The organism is Roseivivax marinus, from assembly GCF_900109705.1.
GTDB classification, from domain to species: Bacteria; Pseudomonadota; Alphaproteobacteria; order Rhodobacterales; family Rhodobacteraceae; genus Roseivivax; species Roseivivax marinus.
In genome coordinates this window covers 53,670-75,310 of record NZ_FOAI01000008.1, presented here as the reverse complement: position 1 = coordinate 75,310, position 21,641 = coordinate 53,670, and the positions used below count along the sequence as shown (strand labels likewise).

General features: G+C 68.8%; 20 protein-coding genes. 12 read left to right on the top strand and 8 right to left on the bottom strand.

Features of this window, described 5'->3' with window-relative positions:
* Positions 1–35: 35 nt before the first annotated feature.
* From BMX29_RS11470 to BMX29_RS11455, 4 genes are all read left to right on the top strand, one after another.
* Positions 36–1,010, top strand: a complete 975-nt coding sequence (locus BMX29_RS11470; RefSeq protein WP_092812949.1) for a glucokinase — start codon at positions 36–38, stop codon at positions 1,008–1,010.
* A 163-nt stretch (positions 1,011–1,173) separates the two neighbouring features.
* Positions 1,174–3,570 (top strand): glycogen/starch/alpha-glucan phosphorylase, encoded by a 2,397-nt coding sequence (locus tag BMX29_RS11465; protein WP_092812946.1) that lies wholly within the window; start codon positions 1,174–1,176, stop codon positions 3,568–3,570.
* Positions 3,571–3,749: 179 nt separating this feature from the next.
* Positions 3,750–4,382, top strand: coding sequence for a MarC family protein (locus tag BMX29_RS11460; protein ID WP_043841331.1), 633 nt, complete (start codon positions 3,750–3,752; stop codon positions 4,380–4,382).
* A 56-nt stretch (positions 4,383–4,438) separates the two neighbouring features.
* A complete protein-coding gene (locus BMX29_RS11455) occupies positions 4,439–5,026 on the top strand; it encodes a retropepsin-like aspartic protease family protein (protein WP_092812943.1) in 588 nt (195 codons plus the stop codon).
* 190 nt (positions 5,027–5,216) lie between these two features.
* On the opposite strand, the gene BMX29_RS11450 is transcribed toward BMX29_RS11455, so the two are convergent.
* Both BMX29_RS11450 and BMX29_RS11445 read right to left on the bottom strand, forming a co-directional pair.
* Positions 5,217–5,684: a DNA polymerase III subunit chi gene (locus tag BMX29_RS11450; protein ID WP_092812940.1), complete on the bottom strand. Its 468-nt coding sequence runs from the start codon at positions 5,682–5,684 to the stop codon at positions 5,217–5,219.
* Between the two features lies 1 nt (position 5,685).
* Positions 5,686–7,155, bottom strand: coding sequence for a leucyl aminopeptidase (locus tag BMX29_RS11445; protein WP_043841336.1), 1,470 nt, complete (start codon positions 7,153–7,155; stop codon positions 5,686–5,688).
* Positions 7,156–7,331: 176 nt separating this feature from the next.
* Between BMX29_RS11445 and lptF the strand changes: the two genes are divergently transcribed.
* The 6 genes from lptF to rsmA are packed head-to-tail and all read left to right on the top strand — an operon-like array spanning position 7,332 to position 14,779.
* The gene (gene lptF / locus BMX29_RS11440) at positions 7,332–8,468 is read left to right on the top strand and encodes an LPS export ABC transporter permease LptF (RefSeq protein ID WP_244889217.1); all 1,137 of its coding nucleotides are present in this window, start codon (positions 7,332–7,334) and stop codon (positions 8,466–8,468) included.
* Positions 8,465–9,559, top strand: a complete 1,095-nt coding sequence (gene lptG, locus BMX29_RS11435) for an LPS export ABC transporter permease LptG (RefSeq protein ID WP_043841339.1) — start codon at positions 8,465–8,467, stop codon at positions 9,557–9,559. Before lptF ends, lptG begins: the two co-directional genes overlap by 4 nt.
* Complete coding sequence (locus tag BMX29_RS11430) at positions 9,556–11,706, top strand: LPS-assembly protein LptD (RefSeq protein ID WP_092812934.1); 2,151 nt, start codon at positions 9,556–9,558, stop codon at positions 11,704–11,706. The genes lptG and BMX29_RS11430 overlap by 4 nt, the downstream gene beginning before the upstream one ends.
* Positions 11,697–12,959 carry a peptidylprolyl isomerase gene (locus BMX29_RS11425; protein WP_092812931.1) on the top strand — a complete coding sequence of 421 codons (1,263 nt, stop codon included), beginning with the start codon at positions 11,697–11,699 and terminating at the stop codon, positions 12,957–12,959. Before BMX29_RS11430 ends, BMX29_RS11425 begins: the two co-directional genes overlap by 10 nt.
* Positions 12,956–13,927 carry a 4-hydroxythreonine-4-phosphate dehydrogenase PdxA gene (gene pdxA / locus BMX29_RS11420; protein WP_092812928.1) on the top strand — a complete coding sequence of 324 codons (972 nt, stop codon included), beginning with the start codon at positions 12,956–12,958 and terminating at the stop codon, positions 13,925–13,927. The genes BMX29_RS11425 and pdxA overlap by 4 nt, the downstream gene beginning before the upstream one ends.
* A gap of 12 nt (positions 13,928–13,939) precedes the next feature.
* On the top strand, positions 13,940–14,779 hold the full coding sequence (gene rsmA / locus BMX29_RS11415) for a 16S rRNA (adenine(1518)-N(6)/adenine(1519)-N(6))-dimethyltransferase RsmA (RefSeq protein WP_092812925.1): 840 nt from the start codon (positions 13,940–13,942) through the stop codon (positions 14,777–14,779).
* Positions 14,780–14,880: 101 nt separating this feature from the next.
* Here the strand turns inward: rsmA and BMX29_RS11410 are convergent, their stop codons facing one another.
* The 3 genes from BMX29_RS11410 to prfA form a co-directional block, all read right to left on the bottom strand.
* Complete coding sequence (locus BMX29_RS11410; protein WP_043841348.1) at positions 14,881–15,579, bottom strand: DUF4167 domain-containing protein; 699 nt, start codon at positions 15,577–15,579, stop codon at positions 14,881–14,883.
* Between the two features lie 194 nt (positions 15,580–15,773).
* Positions 15,774–16,643, bottom strand: coding sequence for a peptide chain release factor N(5)-glutamine methyltransferase (prmC, locus tag BMX29_RS11405; RefSeq protein ID WP_092812922.1), 870 nt, complete (start codon positions 16,641–16,643; stop codon positions 15,774–15,776).
* Positions 16,640–17,689 carry a peptide chain release factor 1 gene (gene prfA, locus BMX29_RS11400; protein ID WP_092812919.1) on the bottom strand — a complete coding sequence of 350 codons (1,050 nt, stop codon included), beginning with the start codon at positions 17,687–17,689 and terminating at the stop codon, positions 16,640–16,642. Before prfA ends, prmC begins: the two co-directional genes overlap by 4 nt.
* Before the next feature lie 63 nt (positions 17,690–17,752).
* Here prfA and BMX29_RS11395 point away from each other — a divergent pair, with 63 nt between their 5' ends.
* Positions 17,753–18,052 (top strand): hypothetical protein, encoded by a 300-nt coding sequence (locus tag BMX29_RS11395; protein ID WP_092812916.1) that lies wholly within the window; start codon positions 17,753–17,755, stop codon positions 18,050–18,052.
* On the opposite strand, the gene BMX29_RS11390 is transcribed toward BMX29_RS11395, so the two are convergent.
* From BMX29_RS11390 to BMX29_RS11380, 3 genes are read right to left on the bottom strand one after another with little or no spacing between them, the layout of a single operon-like run.
* Positions 18,023–18,439 (bottom strand): DUF1499 domain-containing protein, encoded by a 417-nt coding sequence (locus BMX29_RS11390; RefSeq protein WP_092812913.1) that lies wholly within the window; start codon positions 18,437–18,439, stop codon positions 18,023–18,025. The two genes, BMX29_RS11395 and BMX29_RS11390, sit on opposite strands and share 30 nt — an antisense overlap.
* A 56-nt stretch (positions 18,440–18,495) precedes the next feature.
* The gene (gene speB / locus BMX29_RS11385; RefSeq protein ID WP_092812910.1) at positions 18,496–19,458 is read right to left on the bottom strand and encodes an agmatinase; all 963 of its coding nucleotides are present in this window, start codon (positions 19,456–19,458) and stop codon (positions 18,496–18,498) included.
* A gap of 45 nt (positions 19,459–19,503) precedes the next feature.
* Positions 19,504–20,673, bottom strand: coding sequence for a M20 aminoacylase family protein (locus BMX29_RS11380; protein WP_092812907.1), 1,170 nt, complete (start codon positions 20,671–20,673; stop codon positions 19,504–19,506).
* A gap of 67 nt (positions 20,674–20,740) precedes the next feature.
* Between BMX29_RS11380 and mazG the strand changes: the two genes are divergently transcribed.
* Positions 20,741–21,562 (top strand): nucleoside triphosphate pyrophosphohydrolase, encoded by an 822-nt coding sequence (gene mazG, locus BMX29_RS11375; RefSeq protein WP_092812904.1) that lies wholly within the window; start codon positions 20,741–20,743, stop codon positions 21,560–21,562.
* Positions 21,563–21,641: the final 79 nt, after the last annotated feature.

Below are 21,641 nucleotides of genomic sequence, written 5' to 3'. Positions count from 1 at the left end.
GCGCCTCACGTTCCGACGCCCCGCGGGGGCCGCGCATGACCGACCTCTCCGTGGTCGCCGACATCGGCGGCACCAACACCCGCGTCGCGCTGGCCCACGGGGCCCGGGTCGATCCCGGCAGCATCGTGCGCTATCGCAATGCCGAGCACGCTGACCTGACCGAAGTGCTGACCCGCTACCTCGGCGACCGCGATGCGCACCCGGCTTCGGCCTGTGTCGCGATGGCCGGGCCGGTGCGCGACGGCGTGGGCCGGCTTACCAACCTCGCGTGGACCGTAGACCGCGCCGTGGTGTCCGAGGCCACCGGCGCAAGCACCGTGGCCGTCCTGAACGACCTCCAGGCACAGGGACACGCCGTGGACCACCTGACGGCCGAGGCGCTCGACGAGATCGCCACCGGCGATCCGTCTTCGGACCATGCGGCCAAGCTGGTGGTGGGCGTAGGCACCGGGCTGAACGCCGCGCCGGTCTTCCGACTCGACGGACGGACGCTGGTTCCGCCGGCGGAGGCCGGGCACACCGCCCTGCCCGTTCAGACCGCCGCCGACCTGCGACTGCGGGACTGGCTCATCGTCACCCACGGCAGCGCGGGCGCCGAGGAGGCCCTGTCGGGCCGTGGATTCGAGCGTATCCACGCCTGGCTCTGCCACGAGGACAGCACCGGAGAGCCGCTCGACGCGGCGGCGATCATGCAGGCGGCCGAGACGGGCGATCCCCGCGCGGTCCGCACCATGGAGATCTTCGCCACGCTGCTCGGGCGCATGGTCGGCGACCTTGCCCTGACGCTCCTGCCCTTCGGCGGCATCTATCTCTGCGGCGGCGTCGCGCGACACTTCGGACCGCACCTCGCGCGGCTGGGCTTTCTCGACGCCTTCGCCGACAAGGGGCGCTTCGCGGCATTCATGGCGCAATTCCCGATCCGGATGATCACCGACGACTACGCCGCGCTCACCGGCTCGGCCGCTCACCTGGCCGAGCTGACCGGTGCGGCGAGGCCCGCCGCGACCTGAGACCGCGCACGGGACGCAGGGTCACCGGACTGCTCAAGAGACAGGCGATGCCGCGCTGCGGCATCTTTTTACACCCGGGAACCTTGCCAAGCGCGCCCTCCTGCGCTTCATCAGCGGTGAACCGGGACCCGTGCCGGACGGCCCTCGCCCAAGGAGACCCGCCATGAACATCGCCACCCTGCCCGTCGTCTCGCGCGACAACCTGCGCGACGCGATCCTCAGCCATCTTGCCTACAGCTTCGGCAAGACCCCCGAGACGGCCCAGACCCAGGACTGGCGCATGGCGCTGAGCTATGCCGTGCGCGACCGCATGGTCGAGGCGTGGTTCGACGCCACCCGGCGGACCTACGACGCCGGTGCGAAGCGGGTCTACTACCTGTCGATGGAGTTCCTGATCGGCCGCCTGTTGGAGGATGGCATCGTCAATCTCCAGCTTCTCGACCAGGCGCGGGGCGCGCTGGACGAGCTGGGCCTCGACTTCGCGACCGTCGTGGGTGACGAGCCCGATGCCGCGCTCGGCAACGGCGGACTGGGCCGTCTGGCCGCGTGCTTCCTCGAGAGCCTCTCGACGCTGGGCTGCCCGGCAATGGGCTACGGCATCCGCTACGAACATGGCCTCTTCCAGCAGTCCTTCGCCGAGGGGCGGCAGATGGAGGCCCCCGAAACCTGGCTGCTCCAGCGCCACGCCTGGGAGTTCGAGCGCCCGGAATCGCGCTACCGCATCGGCTTCGGCGGATCGGTTTCGGACGAGGCCGGCAAAGCCGTCTGGACCCCGGCCGAGGAAGTCGATGCCGAGGCGTTCGACACCCCGATCGCCGGCTGGCAGGGCAAGTGGGTCAACACGCTGCGGCTCTGGTCGGCGCGCGCGGTGCATCCGTTCGATCTCGACAGCTTCAACCGCGGGGATTTCGAGGGCGCGGCCCAGCCCGAGGCGCTGGCGCGGACCATCAGCCGCGTGCTCTATCCCGACGACACCACCGAGCAGGGCAAGGAGCTGCGGCTGAAGCAGGAGTTCTTCTTCACGGCCGCCGCCCTCCGCGACATCCTGCGCCGCTTCGACAGCGAATACGACGATCCGGGGCTGCTGCCCTCCAAGGTCGCGGTGCAGCTCAACGACACCCATCCCGCGATTGCGGGCCCGGAACTGGTGCGGCTTCTGCACGACGAGCGCGGCCTGCCCTTCGACGATGCGATGGGTATCGCGCAGGGATGCCTGAACTACACCAACCACACGCTTTTGCCCGAGGCGCTCGAGACCTGGAGCGAGGGCGTCTTCGGCAAGCTGCTGCCCCGTCACCTCCAGATCGTCGACCGCATCGACGACGCCCACGCCAAGGCGAACCCCTCGCGCAGCCTGTCGATCCGCGCCGATCACCAGGTCCACATGGGCGAGCTGTCGTTCATCATGGCGAACCGGGTGAACGGCGTCTCGGCGCTGCACACCGGCCTGATGAAGGAAACGGTGTTCGAGGAGCTGCACGCGCTGCATCCCGAGAAGATCGTCAATCAGACCAACGGCGTGACCCCGCGCCGGTGGCTGCTGTCGTGCAATCCGCGGCTGTCGTCGCTCATCACCGACACCATCGGCGACGGCTGGGTCGCCGACCTCGAGCGCCTGCAGGAACTGGAGCCGCACGTGGACGACGCCGCGTGGTCCGACCGCTATGCCGAGGCCAAGCGCGCCAACAAGGCCGATCTCGCGTCGTGGCTGTCCGACACCCACGGTCTCAAGGTCGACCCGGAGGCGATCTTCGACATCCAGATCAAGCGGATGCACGAGTACAAGCGCCAGCACCTCAACATCCTCGAGGCCATCGCCCACTGGCAGGACATCAAGGACAACCCCTCGGCCGACTGGACCCCGCGGGTGAAGATCTTCGCCGGCAAGGCGGCGCCGGGCTACTTCTTCGCCAAGGATATCATCCGCCTCATCAACGACGTGGCCCGGGTGGTGAACGCCGATCCCGAGACGCGCGACAAGCTCGAGGTGATCTTCCTGCCGAACTACAACGTGACCCTCGCCGAACGCCTGATCCCCGCCGCGGACCTGTCGGAACAGATCTCGACCGCTGGCAAGGAGGCTTCGGGCACCGGCAACATGAAGTTCGCGTTGAACGGCGCGCCGACCGTGGGCACGCTCGACGGCGCCAACGTGGAAATCCGCGAGCGCGTGGGCTCCGAGAACTTCTTCCTCTTCGGCATGACCGCCGACGAGGTGGACGCACGCCGCGCGGTCGAGGATCATGCCCGCAAGGCGATCGAGGCCGACCCGCGCCTCGCCCGTGCGCTGAAGGCCATTGGCGACGGCGTGTTCTCGGCCGACGAGCCGGATCGCTACGCCAACATCGTCGAAAACCTCAGCGGGCACGACTACTTCCTCGTGTGCTCTGACTTCAGCGACTACTGGCGCGCGCAGCGCGAGGTCGATGCGGCCTTCGCCGACCGCTCCGCCTGGACGCGGATGGCTGCGCTCAACACGGCGCGCTCGGGCTGGTTCTCGTCGGACCGCACGATCCGCGGCTACATGGCCGATATCTGGGACGCCAAGGGTCTGGTCTGACCCCTCCGTTCGCCGCGCCCTCCTGCGATTGAAGGCGCGGCCGCCCGCAGAGGACGACACTCCAACGGGAGTATTTCACCCGACGACAAGAAGGGAGCGGGTTCGTCCCCTGAAAGCGTCGGGTGAACAGCAGCACGCCGGGCTTGCCGAAGCGGCAGGCGCGGCGTATCGGGCGGGCCATGGATACCGCTTTCCTCCTCTCCGCATTCGCGACGCTCTTCGTGGTGATCGACCCCATCGGGATCGTGCCGGTGTTCATGGCGCTGACCCGGGGCGAGACACGCGCCCACAAGCGCACCATCATCCTGCGCGCCTGCGCCATCGGTGCGACTCTGCTGTGTCTCTTCGCGTTTCTCGGCGAAAGCGTCCTTGGTGCGATCGGGATTTCCATGCCCGCCTTCCGCATCGCGGGCGGCGTTCTGCTGTTCCTGACCGCGCTGGACATGCTGTTCGAGCGCCGCACCAAGCGGCGCGACGACCAGGCCGACGAGGAGGAAGACAGGCCGGATCCGTCGGTCTTCCCGATGGCGATCCCGCTCCTGTCGGGTCCTGGGGCCGTGACCTCGGTCATCCTGCTGGTCGGTCGCGCAGAGGGGCCGGCCGAAACCGCCGCCGTCCTGGGGGTGATGTTCCTTGTCCTCGCCATGGCGCTGGTTCTGCTCCTGCTGTCGCACCATATCGAGCGTCTGCTGGGCAAGATCGGCATCACCGTGGTCACGCGACTTCTGGGCATGATCCTTGCCGCGCTTTCGGTCCAATTCGTGGTCGACGGCTTGATCGCCTTCGGTTTCGCGACGCCCCAGGCAGGTTGACCCTAAACATCGCGGGCGCCCCGCCCTACCTCTGAGCGGAGGCAAGGGGGACCGGCATGAGCGGCAACGACATCGGATCACTGATTTATCTCGTCCTTCTGGGCGCCGTGCTGGTGTTCTGGCTGGTGATTCAGGGCCGACAGGGCATGGGCCGCACGCTGCAGCAGATGGCCGCCTGGGCCCTGATCTTCGTCGGTGTGATCGCCGCGGTGGGTCTTTGGGGCGACATCCGCCAGACCGCCGCGCCACGGCAGAGCGTGATCGCCGAGGAAGGCCGCATCGTGCTGCCGCGCGCGCCGGACGGGCACTATTACGCCACGCTCCAGGTGAACGGTACGCCCACGCGCTTCATGGTCGATACCGGCGCAACGGGCACCGTGCTCACGCTGAGCGACGCAGAGCGCGCGGGACTGTCCGGCGACGACCTTGCCTTTTACTCCGAGGCACTGACGGCGAACGGGACGGTGCGCACCGCGCCGGTCACGCTGGACGAGGTTGCGCTGGGGCCGTTCACGGACCGAGACGTGCCGGCCTATGTCAACGAGGGCGAGATGGGCCAGTCATTGCTCGGCATGTCGTACCTGCAGCGGTTCGGACGCATCGAGATCGCCGGGGACGAACTGGTGCTGGAGCGGGGCACCTGAGCTGATTGGTCAGAGAATTGGTGGCGCGGTCACGGCGCCGTCTGATGCCCACTCGCGTGCCGATCGAACGGGCATTCGGAACGACCGTCGCGAAACCGTCCGCTTTGACCGGACGCGATAGGGTAGTCTGCCCGGCCAACAGAAGTGCGCCCGTCCCAGCGCAGGCGTGATTCACCCAACGCTCTGCGCCTCAGCGTCCCGCGCTCTCGGCCTTCTTCTCCCACCGCCCGGACTCCTCGGACCAGTATTGCGCCGCGCAGCCTGCGTCGCTCAACGCCTTCCACTGGCGGCGCGCGGTCTGCATCGCATCGGGATCGTGCCCGTCGAAGAGCACGCAGACCCGTTCGAGCGTCTTGACCTCCTCGGGTCCGACCTCGGCCCCGTCCACCGACATCACGCAGACAGCGTTGTTCGGCAGGTCCGGCGTATCAGTCAGCAGGATCGGCTGATCGGCGTCGTGCGGACCGCCCGAAAGTCCGTGCGGCAGGAAGCTTTCCTCGTCGCCGGTCCAGAGCGCCGTATCCAGCGCCACCAGCTGGCCGCGGTCGCGGCCGCGCACGGCCACGCGCCACCCGGCGGCCAGCGACCGTTCGAGCAGCATGGGCAGCGCCGCCTCGAGCGGGCGGCGCGTCAGGTGGTAGAAGTAGGCGGCGCCCATCTCACTCCGTCTCGAAGCCGTCGCGCACCAGCCGGTCGAGCGTGCGCACGCCCCAGCCCGTTGCGCCCTTCGGCGCAAGGCCCGTGTCCTTCGAGGTGGTCGCCACGCCCGCGATGTCGATGTGGCACCACGGCACATCATCCTCGACGAAGCACTTCAGGAATTCGGCAGCCGTGATCGTTCCCGCCGCGCGTCCGCCGGAGTTCTTGATGTCGGCGATGTCGGACTTGATGAGATCGGCATAGGGCTTGCCGAACGGCAGGCGCCACGCGCCCTCGCCCTCGGCCTTGGCCGCGTTGAGCAGCTTGCCGCCAAACGCGTCATCCGAAGCGAACACCGCCGCGTTGTCATTGCCAAGCGCCACGATACAGGCGCCAGTGAGGGTGGCGAGGTCGATGATGCCCGACGGCTTGAAGGTCTGCTGCGCGTACCAGAGCACGTCCGCCAGCACGAGGCGACCTTCGGCATCGGTCGAGATCACCTCGATCGTGTCGCCTTTCATCGAGGTCAGCACGTCGCCGGGACGGTAGGCACGCCCGTCAGGCATGTTCTCGACGAGGCCCACAAGTCCCACGACATTGGCCTTGGCCTTGCGCTTCGCCAGTGCGCGCATGGTTCCGGCAACGGTCCCGGCGCCGCCCATGTCCATGGTCATCGATTCCATGCCAGCAGACGGCTTGATCGAGATGCCGCCGGTGTCGAACACCACGCCTTTGCCGACGAGGGCCAACGGGGCTTCGTCGCCGCCGCCGTTCCACTTCATCACCACGAGCTGGGCCGGCGTCTCGGATCCCACGGAGACGGCGAGAAAGGCGCCCATCCCGAGCTCTTCCATCTTCGCCTCGTCCAGGACCTCGACCTCTACGCCAAGGTCGGAAAGGCCCTTGAGGCGGTCGGCGAATTCCACGGTGTTGAGCACGTTCGCGGGCTCGTTCACCAGGTCGCGGGTAAAGAGCGACCCTTCCGCCACGGCGAGGCGCGGCAGGGCGGCGGCCTCCACATCCTCGGGCTTGGCGCAGTGGATCACGGCGGGTTTCGGCGTCTCACCCGGCTCGGACTTGCGCGCGGTGAACTCGTAGCTGCGCAGCGCCACGCCCAGCACCACCTCTTCGGTGTGACGGCCGTTCTCGGCGAGAACCGTCAGTGCCTTGGTTCCTGCCGCCCGGCCGATGGCGCCACCGGCCATGCGCGCGTCCTGCGCGTCGCAGCGGCGGTCGAGCTTGACGAGGTCCACGCCCTCGGCTGCGAGGCCCACCGGGAAGGCCAGCGACAGCAGATCGCCCTCTTTCATCTTGGCGAACCGCTCGCTGTCCACGGCGCGCTGCACGGCACCCTTGGTCAGCCGGTTCAGCCGCCGCGCGCCGGTGCCGAGCTTGCCGTCGCCGGGGATCAGGCAGGCGATGCGGCCCTCGGCCTCGGCCAGCGCCTCGATGTCGGTGGCCTGGATGGTGATCTCGCGCATGTCGGTCATGTCGGCGTCTCCGTCTGTCGGGTCTGGCACAGAGGTATCGGCCCCGACCGGGGATGACCAGAGCGCGCGGCGCGTCCTCGCGCTGGCTTGGGCGGCGACCGGCCGGACCGGACTTTCCGCCCCCGCCGGAACCGGCTAGGGTCGCCCGGCACCCCGACACGCGGCGAGGAGGACCGGTGGCCAGATTCGACAGATACATGCTGTCGCGCTTCATGATCCTCTTCGGGTTCTTCGCGCTGGTCCTCGTGGCGGTCTATTGGGTGAACCGCGCGGTTCTCCTGTTCGATCGCCTGATCGGCGACGGGCACTCGGCGGGCATCTTCCTCGAGTTCACCGCACTGTCGCTGCCCAACGTGATCCGGCTCGTGCTGCCGATGGCGGCCTTCGCAGCGACCACCTACGTGACCAACCGGCTGAGCCAGGACAGCGAACTGGCGGTCGTGCAGGCCACGGGCTTTTCGCCGTGGCGGCTGGCTCGGGCGCCGCTGGCCTTCGGCGTGATCGTGATGGCGATGATGCTGGTGCTGAGCCACCTGCTGGTCCCGGCCTCGCTCGCGCAGCTTCGCGAGCGCGAAGGCGAGATCGCCGAGTCGATCAGCGCGCAGCTCCTGCGTGAGGGCCAGTTCCTCCACCCCTCGCGCGGTCTGACCTTTTACATCGGCGAAATCACCGACGACGGCCAGTTGCGCGACGTGTTCCTGTCGGACCGCCGCCAGCGGGGCCGCGCGGTCACCTACATCGCGGACACGGCCTACGTCCTGCGCGAGGACGGCGCGACAAACATCGTCATGCTGAACGGCGTGGCGCAGACCCTCGACCTTCAGACCGAGCGTCTTTCGACGACGACCTTCGCGGACCTGACCTACGACGTCTCGGCGCTTGTCGGATCGAGCGGCAGCCAGAGGCCGCGAACCTATGCCATGTCCACGGCCGATCTGCTGCTTCGCACCGACGAGATGGCCGAGGCCGCCGACGACACGCCCGGCGAAGTTCTGGAGGAGGCGCACAATCGCTTCCAGCAGCCGCTCCTGGCGCTGGTCGCCGCGCTGGTGGGATATTCCGCGCTGATGGTGGGCGGGTTTTCCCGCTTCGGGCTTGGGCGGCAGATCGTCTTCGCGATTTTCCTGCTGGTCGTCATCAAGCTGACGGAAAGCGTGGTGACGGCGCCCGTGCGGTCGAGTGCCGCGCTCTGGCCTCTGATCTACCTGCCGACGCTGGTGGGCCTGTTGATCGTCGCGGCGCTTCTGCACGTCGCGAGCCGGCCCTTCCGCCGCGCCCGGCCCCGCCGGTCGGAGGAGGTCGCGCCCGCATGACGCTGCACCTATACTTCGCGCGCCGGTTCCTGATGATGTTCCTCGGCCTCTTCGCGGTCTTCGCGCTATTCCTCGGCCTTCTGGACCTGGTCGAACAGCTGCGCCGCTTCGACGGTGAGGTGGCCTTCGGGAACGTGGTCACGCTGACACTGCTGAACGCGCCCTCGTCACTCTACGAGATGCTCCCGCTCATCATGATCCTCGCGTCCGTGGCGGTGTTCCTGAGCCTCGCGCGGTCCTCCGAGCTGGTGGTGGCGCGGGCGTCCGGGCGCTCGGGCCTCGTGGCGCTGGTGGGGCCGGTTATGGTCGCGGCGCTGACCGGCTGCATCTCGGTGGCCGTCCTGAACCCCATCGCGGCGGCGACCTCGCAAAGGTTCGAGACGCTGTCAGAGCGCTATTCCAACGGCGAGACCGACACGCTCTCGATCGGCGAGGACGGGCTCTGGCTGCGGCAGGGCGACAGGACGGGGCAGACGGTGATCCGCGCCACGCGCGCGAATGCCGACGCAACCACGCTCTTCGACGTGACCTTCGTGACCTACGACGCCGATGTCGGCCCGGTCCGGCGGGTGGAGGCCGAGAGCGCCACGCTGGGCGACGGCGCCTGGACGCTGACCAACGCCAAATCCTGGCCGCTGGCGCCGGGCCAGAACGCCGAGGCCCTGTCCGAAACCTTCGACGAGTTGCGCATCGAGTCGACTCTGACGCGCGAGAATATCCGCGACCGCTTCGGCCGCCCCTCCGCGGTGCCGATCTGGGCGCTGCCCGGCTACATTGCCGATCTCGAGCGCGCAGGTTTTTCCGCGCAGCGTCACATCGTCTGGTTCTGGATGGAGCTGGCACGGCCCCTCTTCCTCGTGGCGCTGGTGATGCTCGGCGCGGGCTTTACCATGCGGCACAGCCGCCTCGGGCGCACGGGCCTGTCGGTGCTGACCGCGGTGCTTCTGGGCTTCGGGCTTTACTACGTCCGGAACTTCGCGCAAATCCTTGGGGAAACCGGCCAGATCCCCGCGATCCCGGCCGCCTGGGTGCCGCCCGTCGCCTCGCTTCTGCTGGCGCTCGGGCTGATCTTGCAGAGGGAAGACGGATGAGACTGCGCGCGCTGGCGATCCTGTGGCTCGCGGGGCTGTGCGCCCTCGCCGGTCCCGTGTCGGCACAGGACGCGGAGCAGCCCGCCCTGCTGGTGGCGGATCGGGTGACAGTGGAGAACCAGTCGCGCCTTGTGGCCGAGGGCAACGTCGAGGCACTGCACGACGGCACCCGGCTCGAGGCGACGCGCATCGTCTACGACCAGGACACCGACGCGCTCAGCATCGAGGGACCGCTTCGGATTACCGAACCCGGTGGCGACGTTCTGGTCGCGGATCGGGCGGACCTCGATCAGGACTTCGAGAACGGCCTCCTGCGCGGCGCGCGGCTCGTCCTCGACGAACAGCTTCAGCTCGCGTCGGTCGAGGCGCAGCGGGTGGGCGGTCGCTACACCGCGCTGTCCAAGGTCGCGGTCACCTCGTGCCAGGTCTGCGGGCCCAATCAGACGCCGCTCTGGCAGATCCGCGCGCGGCGCGTGGTCCACGACGAGGAAGAGCAACAGATCTACTTCGACGGGGCTCAGTTTCGCGTTCTCGACGTACCGATCGCCTATCTTCCGCGTTTGCGGATCCCCGACCCGACGCTGGAGCGGGCACGAGGCTTCCTGACACCCAGCATCCGGACCTCGACGCTTCTCGGCTTCGGGATCAAGACGCCCTACTTCATTCCGCTCGGGCCGTCCCGCGATATGACGCTCACGCCCTACCTGTCGCCGGTCACCCGCACGCTCGAGCTGCGCTACCGGCAGGCGTTCCGCTACGGCGACCTCGAAATCCTGTCGGCCGCGAGCAGCGACACCCTCGAGAACGACGGCCGCGCCTACCTTTTCGCCGAGGGCTCTTTCGACCTGCCGCGCCGGTTCAAGCTGGAGTTCGATCTAGAGACCACCTCGGACGAGGCGTATCTCAGCGATTACGACTATTCCTCCAAGGACCGTCTCGACAGCGAGATCGCCCTGACGCGGACAACGCCCCTGTCCTTCTTCGGCACCGAGCTTATCCACTACCAGACCCTGCGCGATGACGAGCGCAACGCCACCCAGCCGACCATCGTGATCCACTCCGAGTACGAGCAGCGTTTTCCCGATCTCTGGGGCGGCGAGCTTCGGCTGGGCGGTGTCACGCAGGGACATTACCGCTACTCGGACCTGAACGTGGACAGCAACGACGCCGACGATGTGGTCGACGGCCGGGACGTGGCGCGCGCGACGCTCGAAGCGTCGTGGCGCCGCCGCTGGACGCTGCAGGGCGGACTGCGCGCCGGGGTCGCGGGACATCTCTGGGCCGACCGGTTCGAGATCCGGCAGGACGCGACATCGGACCGCCATGCCTCGCAGCTCACGCCCGCCGTCGAGGTGGAGCTGCGCTGGCCCTGGACCCGCGTCGGCGGCGACGGCGGCCGGACCCTGATCGAGCCACTGTTCCAGACGGCGTGGATCGGTGGCGACCGGCCGAACATCCCCAACGATGAAAGCACGCGCGTCGAGTTCGACGAAGGCAACCTGATCGACATCTCCCGCTTTCCCGCCGCCGACCGGCGCGAGCGGGGCCGCGTCTCGGCGATGGGCCTGCGCTGGCAGCATTCCGACCCGTTCGGCTGGACCGCGGGCATGACCGTGGGTCGCGTCTGGCGCGAAGATGCGGATCCGGCCTTCACCCGGTCCTCGGGCCTCGACGACGAGGACTCCGACCTGCTGCTGGCGGGCCACCTCGCCACCGCCGACGGCCTTGCCTTCACCGCGCGGGGCCTCCTCGACGAGGAGGACGGCACCTTCAACAAGGCCGCGGCGCGCGCCACCTGGACTAACCGGATCGTGGACCTCGGCGCGTCCTACATCCTCGTGGCACGGGACCCCGGCGAGAACCGCGACAGCGCCACGTCCGAATGGAGCTTCGACGGCGGCTACGACCTGCCGGGAGACTGGTCCGGCGAAGCCGAGGGCCGCTACGACCTTGTCGACGACCGCTTCGCCCGCGCCGGCCTCGGACTGACATACGAGAACGAATGCGTCAGCGCGCGGTTCACCGTATCGCGGCGCTTCGCCTCCTCGACCAACCTCGAACCATCGACCGATTTCGGCTTGACCGTCGCACTGAAGGGCTTCAGCACCGGCGGCAGCGCGAAGGAGTACAGACGCACATGCAACTGAGCCTCATCCGCCTGGCCGCCGCGGCCTTGATCGCGGTCGCGCCGCTGGGCGCCGCCGCGCAAAACCTGTTCGCTCCGGCCATCCGCGTCGACGAGCGGGTCATCACCGGCTACGAGCTGCAACAGCGCGCCGCGATGCTCGACCTTTTGAACTCGCCCGGCAATCCGCAGGAGCTGGCCCGCGAACAGCTGATCGAGGACCGCCTCAAGGTGGGCGCCGCGCGTTCCGTGGGCGTCGCCCCCACCGAGGAGGAGATCCTCGAGGGCATGGCCGAGTTCGCCGGTCGCGCGAACCTCAGCCGCGAGGAGTTCATCCAGGCGCTGTCGCAGGGCGGCGTGGAAGAGGAAACCTTCCGCGACTTCGTTTATGCCGGCGTCGCGTGGCGCCAGTTCATCCGGCAGCGTTTCGCCAGCGAGGCGAACGTGACCGAGACCACCGTCGACCGCGCCATGCGGCCGGGCACCTCGTCCAACGTGCGCGTCCTGCTCTCCGAAATCATCATTCCCGCGCCGCCGCAGCGCGCCGCCGAGGCGCAGGCCATCGCCGAGCAGATTTCGAGCTATACGAGCGAGGTGCGCTTTTCGGCCGCGGCCCGCGAATATTCGGCCACACGCTCGCGCGAGAACGGCGGGCGGTTGCCGTGGCAGGACATCACCGAGCTGCCGCCGGTGCTGCGTCCGATCCTGCTCGGGCTTCAGCCCGGCGAAGTGACCGACCCGCTGCCGATCGAGAACGGGGTGGCGCTGTTCCAGCTGCGCGGCGTCGAGGAGGCCGGCTATACCATGCAGGAGGTCGCGACCGTCGACTACGCCGCCTACTACATCCCCGGCGGACGCACCGCCGAGGCGCTGGCCCGCGCCCGCGTTGTGGCCTCGCGCGCAGACCGCTGCGACGACCTCTACGGGATCGCCCAAAACGAGCCGCGCTCGCGCCTCGACCGCCAGACCCTGCCGCCGGCGGAACTGCCCACCGACATCGCCTTCGAGCTGTCCAAACTCGACCCCGGCGAGACGTCTACCGCGCTGACACGTTCGAACGGCCAGACACTCGTGCTTCTGATGCTCTGCGGGCGATCCACGGAAAACGCACCCGACCCGGCCGCCGACGCCGCGCCCGGCGCAGACGGTGACGAGGACGCACCCCGCACACGGCGCGAGGAGGTCACTCTCGGGTTGCGAAACCGTCGCGTCCAGCGCCTGGCCGAAAACTACCTCGCCGAGCTGCGTGCCAACGCGCGGATCACCGGGGAATGAGCCCCGCACCCGTCGCCATGAGCTGCGGCGAGCCTTCGGGGATCGGCCCCGAGCTTGCCGCGGCGGCGTGGCGGCATCTGGGCGCGGACCTGCCCTTCGCGTATATCGGCGACCCTGACCACCTGCCCGAAGACACCCCGGTGGCGCGGATCGAGGATGTTCGCGCGGCGACCGAGGCCGCGCAGGACGCTCTGCCCGTCCTGCCGTTGGCCTTTCCCGGCGAACGGGTGCCCGGTGCCCCACAGGCGGCGCAGGCCGCACGCGTGGTCGAGGCCATCCGCACGGGCGCGATGCTCGCCTGTGACGGCCGCGCCTCGGCCCTCTGCACTCTGCCCATTCAAAAGAAGGCACTGGCTGACGGGGCCGGCTTCGCCTTTCCCGGTCACACGGAATACCTCGCCGATCTCGCCAGTGTCGACCGCGTGGTGATGATGCTGGCCTCGGACCTGCTGCGGGTGGTCCCGGCGACGATCCACATTCCCCTGACCGAAGTCCCGCGCGCGCTGACGACGGACGCGCTCGACCGGGTGATCCGGATCACCCACGAAGGTCTCCGCCGGTTCTTCCAGTGCCCCGAGCCGCGCATCGCGGTGGCGGGCCTGAACCCCCATGCCGGCGAAGGCGGGCGGATCGGGCGAGAGGAACTCGAGATCCTCGGACCGGCGCTGGCGCGGCTCAGGGACGATGGCCTCGACGTGACGGGACCGCATTCGGCGGACACCATGTTCCATCCCGCCGCACGCAAGAAGTACGATGCCGCGATCTGCATGTATCACGATCAGGCGCTGATCCCGATCAAGACGCTGGATTTCGACCGGGGCGTGAACGTCACGCTGGGCCTTCCGTTCATCCGCACCTCGCCCGACCACGGCACCGCGCTGGATATCGCGGGCCGGGGCGAGGCCAATCCGTCCTCGACCATCGAGGCGCTGAAGATGGCATGGCGCATGGCCGGGGGCACCGCGTGAGCGGGGATAAAGATGGCCATTGACGACCTGCCGCCCCTCCGCGACGTCATCGCGCGCCACAACCTGTCGGCACGCAAGGCGCTGGGGCAGAACTTCCTTCTGGATCTGAACCTGACGGCCAAGATCGCCCGCGCGGCGGGCGATCTTGGCGGGGCGGACGTGCTCGAGGTCGGCCCCGGTCCCGGAGGCCTGACCCGCGGTCTCCTGGCCGAGGGCGCGCGCCGTGTGCTGGCGGTCGAGAAGGACCCGCGCTGCCAGCCCGCGCTGGCCGAGATCGCCGAGGCCTATCCCGGACGGTTGCAGGTGATCGAGGGCGACGCGCTCGAGATCGACCCGCTGGATCACCTGTCGCCACCGATCAAGATCGCCGCAAACCTGCCCTACAACGTGGGCACCGAGCTTCTCGTGCGGTGGCTGACGCCGAAGGTCTGGCCACCGGTGTGGTCGACACTGACGCTCATGTTCCAGCGCGAGGTGGCCGAGCGGATTGTTGCCGCGCCGGGCAGCAAGGCCTACGGCCGTCTCGCGGTTCTGGCTCAATGGCGCACGGACGCGCGCATCGTCATGTCGTTGCCGCCGGGCGCGTTCACGCCGCCGCCCAAGGTGTCCTCGGCGGTGGTGCACCTGACCGCCCTGCCGGAGCCCCGCTATCCCGCCGATCCCAAGGTGCTGGAGCGCGTCGTTGGCAAGGCCTTCAATCAACGCCGCAAGATGCTGCGCGCCGCCCTGAAGGGCCTTCATCCGCAGATCGAGGATTTGCTCGTCGAGGCCGGCATCGTGCCGACCGAGCGGGCCGAACAGATCCCGCTCGAGCAGTTCTGCGCGCTGGCACGGCTCGTCGCCGCGCGCTAGGCGCGCCAGATTCCGTCACCGCGAAAACACGGCGGCCGGGGCTGCGATCACGCAGTCCCGGCCGATTGTCGTGCCGGCCCGGTGGACCGGCCTCGAAATTGTCACTCGGCGGCGCTGGCGGTCGTGCCGCCGTCCGATCCGCCCTCGTCGCCGCTCGACGACCCGTCGCCTTCGGCCGTTTTCTTGGCACGGCTGCTGCGGCGGCGCGGCTTGGGCTTCGGCGTTTCCTCGGCGGCGCTTTCCGGCGTCTCGACAAGGCCCGAGCTGTCGTCGTCCTCGGAGAAGTCGACGACGTCGGCGTCCTTCTGACGGCTGCGGCGCTTGCGCGGCTGCTCCTGCGCGGCATCGTCCTGCCGCGGCTGATCGTCAGACTGGTCCGGCTGCGGGCCGTTGCCCGGCTGGTCACCCTTGCCCTGCTGGCCGGACTGGTCGTTGCCGTTGTTCTGGCCGCCACCGTTGCCGTCGTCGTTCTTGTCGGAGCGTTCGCGATCACGCTGCGCCTGGCGCTCACGGTTTTCGCGTTCCTGCGCCTCGCGGCGGTTCTCCTGTTCGCGTTGCGCTTCGGACAGCAGGCGGAGGTAGTGCTCGGCGTGCTGCTGGAAGTTCTCGGTCGCAACGCGATCGTTGGCCAGCTGAGCATCGCGCGCCAGCTGGTTGTACTTGTCTATGATCTGCTGGGGCGTACCGCGGACCTTGCCGTCCGGACCGGAGCTGTCGAACACCCGGTTGACGACATTGCCCATGTTGTTGTTGCGGTTGCGGTTATTCTTGGACCGCGAGCGTGATTTGGAAGAACGCATAACTTGGTTGTCAGCCCTGTTTGTGACTGGATTTGCCCGTGAACCCCGTGGCGCGCGACCGGCGCCGGCCTGTTCGGTTCACGTCACTTTGCGGCTTGGCGTCGGGCGGGACCGCGTTGCCATCCACCGGCCCGACTGAGTATCGAGTAAACACGTCATTGTGCGTTTTACAAGCGCAAACCCCCAAATTTCCGTCAACTTGCGGGATTTTGCGCGGATTTTGCAGAGACGACGCGGTCGCGACCGTCCATGTCCGGGCGCACGGTGACGTCTCGCAGCCCGGCGGACGCGAAGAGAGCGGCGACAGCAGGGCCTTGGGTCGGGCCGATCTCGACCATCAGACGCCCGCCCGGCGCCAGGTGATCTGGCGCGCGCGTGGCAATGGCTTGGTAGGCCGCGAGCCCGTCGCCCTCGTCCGTCAGCGCCATGCGCGGCTCGTGGCGCAGCACTTCGGGCGGCAGTCCGTCCATCTCGCCGGCGGCGATGTAGGGCGGGTTCGACACGATAAGGTCGAAGCGCGCGTCCGCAGAAAGCGGATCGGTCCAGCTGCCGGACAATAGCACGGCGGATGCATCAAGACCCAGCCGCGCCCGATTCTCGGCCGCGACCGCCAGCGCACCTGGGGAGAGGTCCGTACCGGTCCCGTTAGTCCCGGGTCGCTCGGCCAGCAGGGTCAGGAGGATACATCCGGACCCGGTGCCCAGATCGAGGACAGAGGCGAAGGGCGCCTCGAGTGCGGCCGCGATCAGCGTTTCGGTCTCGGGCCGGGGGTCGAGGACGTCGCCGGTGACGCGGAACGCGCGGCCCCAGAACTCGCGCTCGCCGGTGATATGGCTGAGCGGAACCCGTTCGGCGCGTCTCGCGACGAGGGTCGCGAAGCGGGCCTGCGCTTCGACCGTCATCGGCTCCGGAAGCGCCACAGACAGACGTGCGGGCGGGACTTCCAGCGCATGAGCCATCAGGCGGCGCGCGTCGCGCCCCGCGTCCGGAACACCGGCCGCGTCGAGCTGCCGGACCGCACCCGCCAGCACGGCGGAAGCCGACGGCGCCGCGACCTCGGTCACGCGCCCATCTCGGCCAGCTGAGCCGCCTGGGCGTCGGCGACCAGCGCGTCGATCACGTCATCGAGATCTCCGGCCATGACCTGATCGAGCTTGTAGAGCGTCAGGTTGATACGGTGGTCGGTCAGACGCCCCTGCGGGAAGTTGTAGGTCCGCACCCGCTCGGACCGGTCTCCCGAACCCACCTGCGTCTTCCGCATGTCCGAGCGTTCGGCCGCGGCGCGTGTGCGCTCGGCGTCGAACAGACGGGCGCGCAGGACGTTCATGGCGATCTCGCGGTTTCGGTGCTGCGATTTCTCGGACGAGGTCACGACGATCCCGGTGGGCAGGTGGGTGATCCGCACCGCCGAATCCGTGGTGTTGACGTGCTGGCCGCCCGCGCCGGACGACCGCATGGTGTCGACACGGATGTCGGCGGGATCAATGGCGATGTCGACTTCGCCGGCCTCTGGCAGGACCGCGACGGTAGCCGCCGAGGTATGGATTCGCCCGCCCGACTCGGTGGCCGGCACCCTTTGCACGCGATGCACGCCGGATTCGAACTTGAGACGCGCAAAAACCGCGTCGCCGGAGATCCGGGCCACAAGCTCCCTCAGACCGCCAAGTTCGCTGTGCTGCTCCTCGATGATCTCGACGCTCCAGCCCTTCGCGTCGGCATAACGAAGGTACATCCGCAGGAGATCCGCGGCGAAAAGCGCGGCCTCGTCACCGCCGGTGCCCGGCCGAATCTCGAGGATCGCGGGGCGTGTGTCGGCCGCGTCGCGCGGCAGGAGCGCAATTTGCAGTGCGTGTTCGGCCTCCGGCAGGCGCGCTTTCAGCTCGGTCAGTTCTTCCTCGGCCAGTGCGCGCATCTCGGGGTCGTCGCGCATGGCTTCGGCCTCATCGATGCCGTCTCGCAGCGACCGCCAAGCCGCGATCTGCTCCACCATCGGCCGTAGCTCGGCATATTCGCGACCGAGTGCGGCGATGTCGCCGGATCCCTCGGCCATACAGGCCTCGAGATACTCGAACCGGTCTACGATTTGGGCAAGTCGCTCTTCGGGCACCATGAGGCCGGTCTGTCCTTCATCGGGACGCTTTGGTCAAGCCGCGGCGGCGTGGTAGGATTGGCGATGCTCCGGCCCGCTCTTCTCCTGACCGCGCTTCTTGCTCCGTCCCTTCCTGCCGGGGCCCAAGACCGTCATCCGCCCGAAATCGACTGCTATTGCACCGACAGCACCGGCGGCCGGGTCGAACTGGGCGAGACGATCTGCCTGCACGTGGGACGCCGCAGCTTTACCGCGCAGTGCCAGATGTCGCTCAACGTGCCGATGTGGCGCGAGGTGGCGGAGGGATGCGTGGGGGCCGACCTTGACCGGAACGGCCCGACAGCGCGAAGGGTCTCAGCCCTCGTCGCCCGCCCGCAGTTCTGACAGCCAGTTGTCGACGCGACCGCGGTTCACGCCCATGTCGGACTTGCCGAAGCGGGCGCGCGCCCACAGCTCCACGACCTGCTCATCTGCCTCGCGTTCGATCGTGGTATAGTCCGGAAAACCCATCCACTTGGAGCGGGTCACGTAGGTCACGCGTCCCTCGTCGACGCTCCCGGCCAGTCGATCGGTGCGCGGCGTCGCGAGGATGATCCCGTTCAGGCGGTCGAGCGTGTCGGCACCTGCGGGAATGCGCCGCCGCACGCCGTTCGAGAGATCCTGATCGGCGGTAACCTGCGGATCGACGTGCCACGTATCAGGGTCCGACGGGGCGAACCGGATCCAGACAAGGCCGCCCACGACGACCAGAACGATAAGCCAGAACAGCATTCTCACTTCCACCTCACTCGGGACGTCTGCGGCCCCTTGCACGAGTGCAACGCGTGTCAGCCGCGCCGGGTCCAACCCCAGAGACAGAGGATCTCCATGGCAACGTGGGCCCCGGCAACGGCGGTGGCGCCGCTGGTATCGTATTGCGGGGATACCTCAACCACGTCCCCCCCCACGATGTCGAGACCGGCGAGTTCCCGCAGGAGGATCGCCGCCTGTCCGCTTGACAGCCCTCCCCAGACCGGTGTCCCGGTCCCCGGCGCGAAGGCCGGATCGAGCGCATCGATGTCGAAGGTCAGGTAGCATGGGCCAGTGCCCACGATCTCGCGCACCCGGGCGGCCACCGCGTCGGGGCCGGTCCGGTGCACCTCGGGCGCGTCGATCACGGTGACTCCGCGGGTATCGGGGTTCTCCGTCCGGATGCCGATGGCGACCGAACGCGCCGGGTCGATCAGCCCCTCCTCCACGGCCTTGTAGACGAACGTGCCGTGATCGATACGGTCCGGGTCGTCATCGGCCCAACTGTCGGAATGGGCGTCGAACTGCACCAGCGCCAGCGGCCCGTGCTTCGCGACGTGCGCGCGCAGAACCGGCAGTGTGATGAAGTGGTCACCCCCCAGCGTGATCGCCGCGGCGCCCTGGTCGAGGATCCCCGCGATGTGCGCCTCGATCGCCGCGGGTACCTCCCAGACCTTGGCATAGTCGAAGGGCATGTCGCCGAAATCGGCGACCGCGAACGCCTCGAGCGGCGAGTAACCCCAGCCATAGGGCGGATCGTAGGGCTGAAGCGACGACGCCTCGCGCACCGCGCGGGGGCCGAAACGGCAGCCAGGGCGGTGCGTCACCGCCTGGTCGAACGGTATCCCCGTGAACGCCACGTCGATGCCCGCGAGGTCCTTGGTGTAGCGCCGGCGCAGGAACGAGGTCGCGCCACCGAAGGCGTTCTCGAAACTGAGCCCGGCGGCGTCGGGCCGCGTAAAGGCATGGTCGATCTGGGTCTTTGCGTCTTCGAGCGCCACCTGCGCCTCCTGTCAGTGCTGTCCGCGTGAGATCCGTCCGGCCCGTCAGCCAGCCGCGGTGCCGTGCCGCCGCTCGATCAGGCGGGCGAGGAAAGTCGCGCCGAGTGGGGCGACCTCGTCGTTGAAGTCGAATTTCGGGTGGTGGACCGACGCGCCGGGCCCCTGCCCTAGCTTGACGTAGGCCCCGGGCCGCGCCTCGAGCATGTAGGAGAAATCCTCGGCTCCCATGACGGGGGCCACGTCGTCGTCCACTCCAGCCGCTCCCGCCACCTCGCGCGCCACGTCCGCCGCGAAGCCGGCCTGCTCGGCGTGGTTCACCGTCGGCGGGTAGGAGCGGTCGTAGTCGATGTGCGCCGTCACGCCGTAGCTCACCGCCTGTCCTGCCACGATCTCGCGCAGGCGCCGTTCGGCGGTGTCGCGCAGGCGGGCGTCGAACGTCCGGACCGTGCCGGCGAGGCGGGCGCGCTCGGGGATGACGTTGGTGGCCGAGCCGGCCTCGACCACGGTCAGCGACAGGACGATCCCGGCCAGCGGGTCGGCGTTGCGCGACACGATGGTCTGCAGCGCCTGCCCCAGCGCCAGCGCGGCGGGGATCGGATCGATGCAGGCGTCGGGACGCGCGGCGTGTCCGCCCTGCCCGGTCAGCACGATCTCGAAGTCGTCGACCGCCGCCATGATCGGCCCGGCCCGGGTCGAGAACCGCCCCAGGGGCGTCACCGGATCGGTGTGGATGGCGTAGACCTCCTCGATGCCGAAACGCTCCATGACGCCAGCTTCGACCATGAGGCGACCGCCGCCGATGGTCTCTTCCGCGGGCTGGAACAGCAGAACCGCCGTGCCGCGGAAGGCGCGGGTCTCGGCGAGGTAGCGTGCCGCTCCCAGGAGCATCGCGGTGTGGCCGTCATGGCCGCACGCGTGCATCCGGCCCGGCACTGTCGAGGCCCAGTCCGCGCCGGTTTCTTCGAGGATCGGCAGTGCATCCATGTCGGCACGCAGGCCCGTGACCGGGCCCGGCCCGGAACCGTGGATGACCGCCACCACGCCGGTTTCGGCTAGCCCCTCGTGGATCTCGTCCACGCCGATCTCGCGCAGGCGGTCGGCGACGAAGGCCGCCGTGTCGTGACAGGCGAGGCCAAGTTCGGGATGGGCGTGCAGGTGCCGACGCCACGCGGTCATGTCGGGGGCGAAGGCGGCGATGCGGTTCAGTGCGGGCATGGGACCATGGACAAGGGAGGCGCAATGCGCGAGACCCCGAGGGAACCGCAAAACGCAGGCCGGCGCAATGACCCCAGACGCATCCGATGCCCTCGTCCACGACCCGAAGGGCGGGATGCCCCGCCTACTCGAGATCATGCGCCGTCTGCGCGATCCGCAAACCGGCTGCCCCTGGGACGTGGAGCAGACCTTCGCGACCATCGCGCCCTATACCATCGAGGAAGCCTACGAGGTCGCCGACGCCATCGAGCGCGAAGCCTGGGACGAGCTGAAGGGCGAATTGGGCGATCTGCTGTTCCAGTCGGTGTTCCACGCCCAGATGGCCGCCGAGCGAGGGCTCTTCACTTTCGACGACGTGGCGGACACGATCGCCGACAAGATGCTCGCCCGGCACCCGCACGTCTTCGGCGATGCCTCGAACGCGAAATCGGCCGAGCAGCAGGTGCAGGACTGGGAAACCATCAAGGCCGAGGAGCGCGCCGCGAAGGCCGAGACCGGCGTGCTCGACGGGGTGGCGCGCGGCCTGCCGGCGCTGACCCGCGCGGTCAAGCTGCAGAAGCGCGCGGCGCGGGTGGGCTTCGACTGGCCCTCGACGGACGAGGTGCTCGACAAGGTCGTCGAGGAGGCGCAGGAGCTGCGCGAGGCGACCGATCCCGACCACGCGGCCGAGGAGTTCGGCGACCTGATGTTCGTCATGGCGAACCTTGCGCGGCACATGGACATCGACCCCGAGGAGGCGCTGCGCGCCGCGAACGCGAAGTTCACCCGTCGCTTCAGCGCGGTCGAGTCCGCGCTGGCCCGTCAGGGCCGTCACCCCGAGGACAGCGACCTTGCCGAGATGGACGGCCTCTGGGACGCCGCGAAGGCCGAGGAAAAAGCGCGGGGCTGACGGCGCGGCGTGGCGCGCCATGCGCCCCTCCGTCTTGGCCGATCAAACCCGATAATTTCGATCAGCCATTGACCCGACC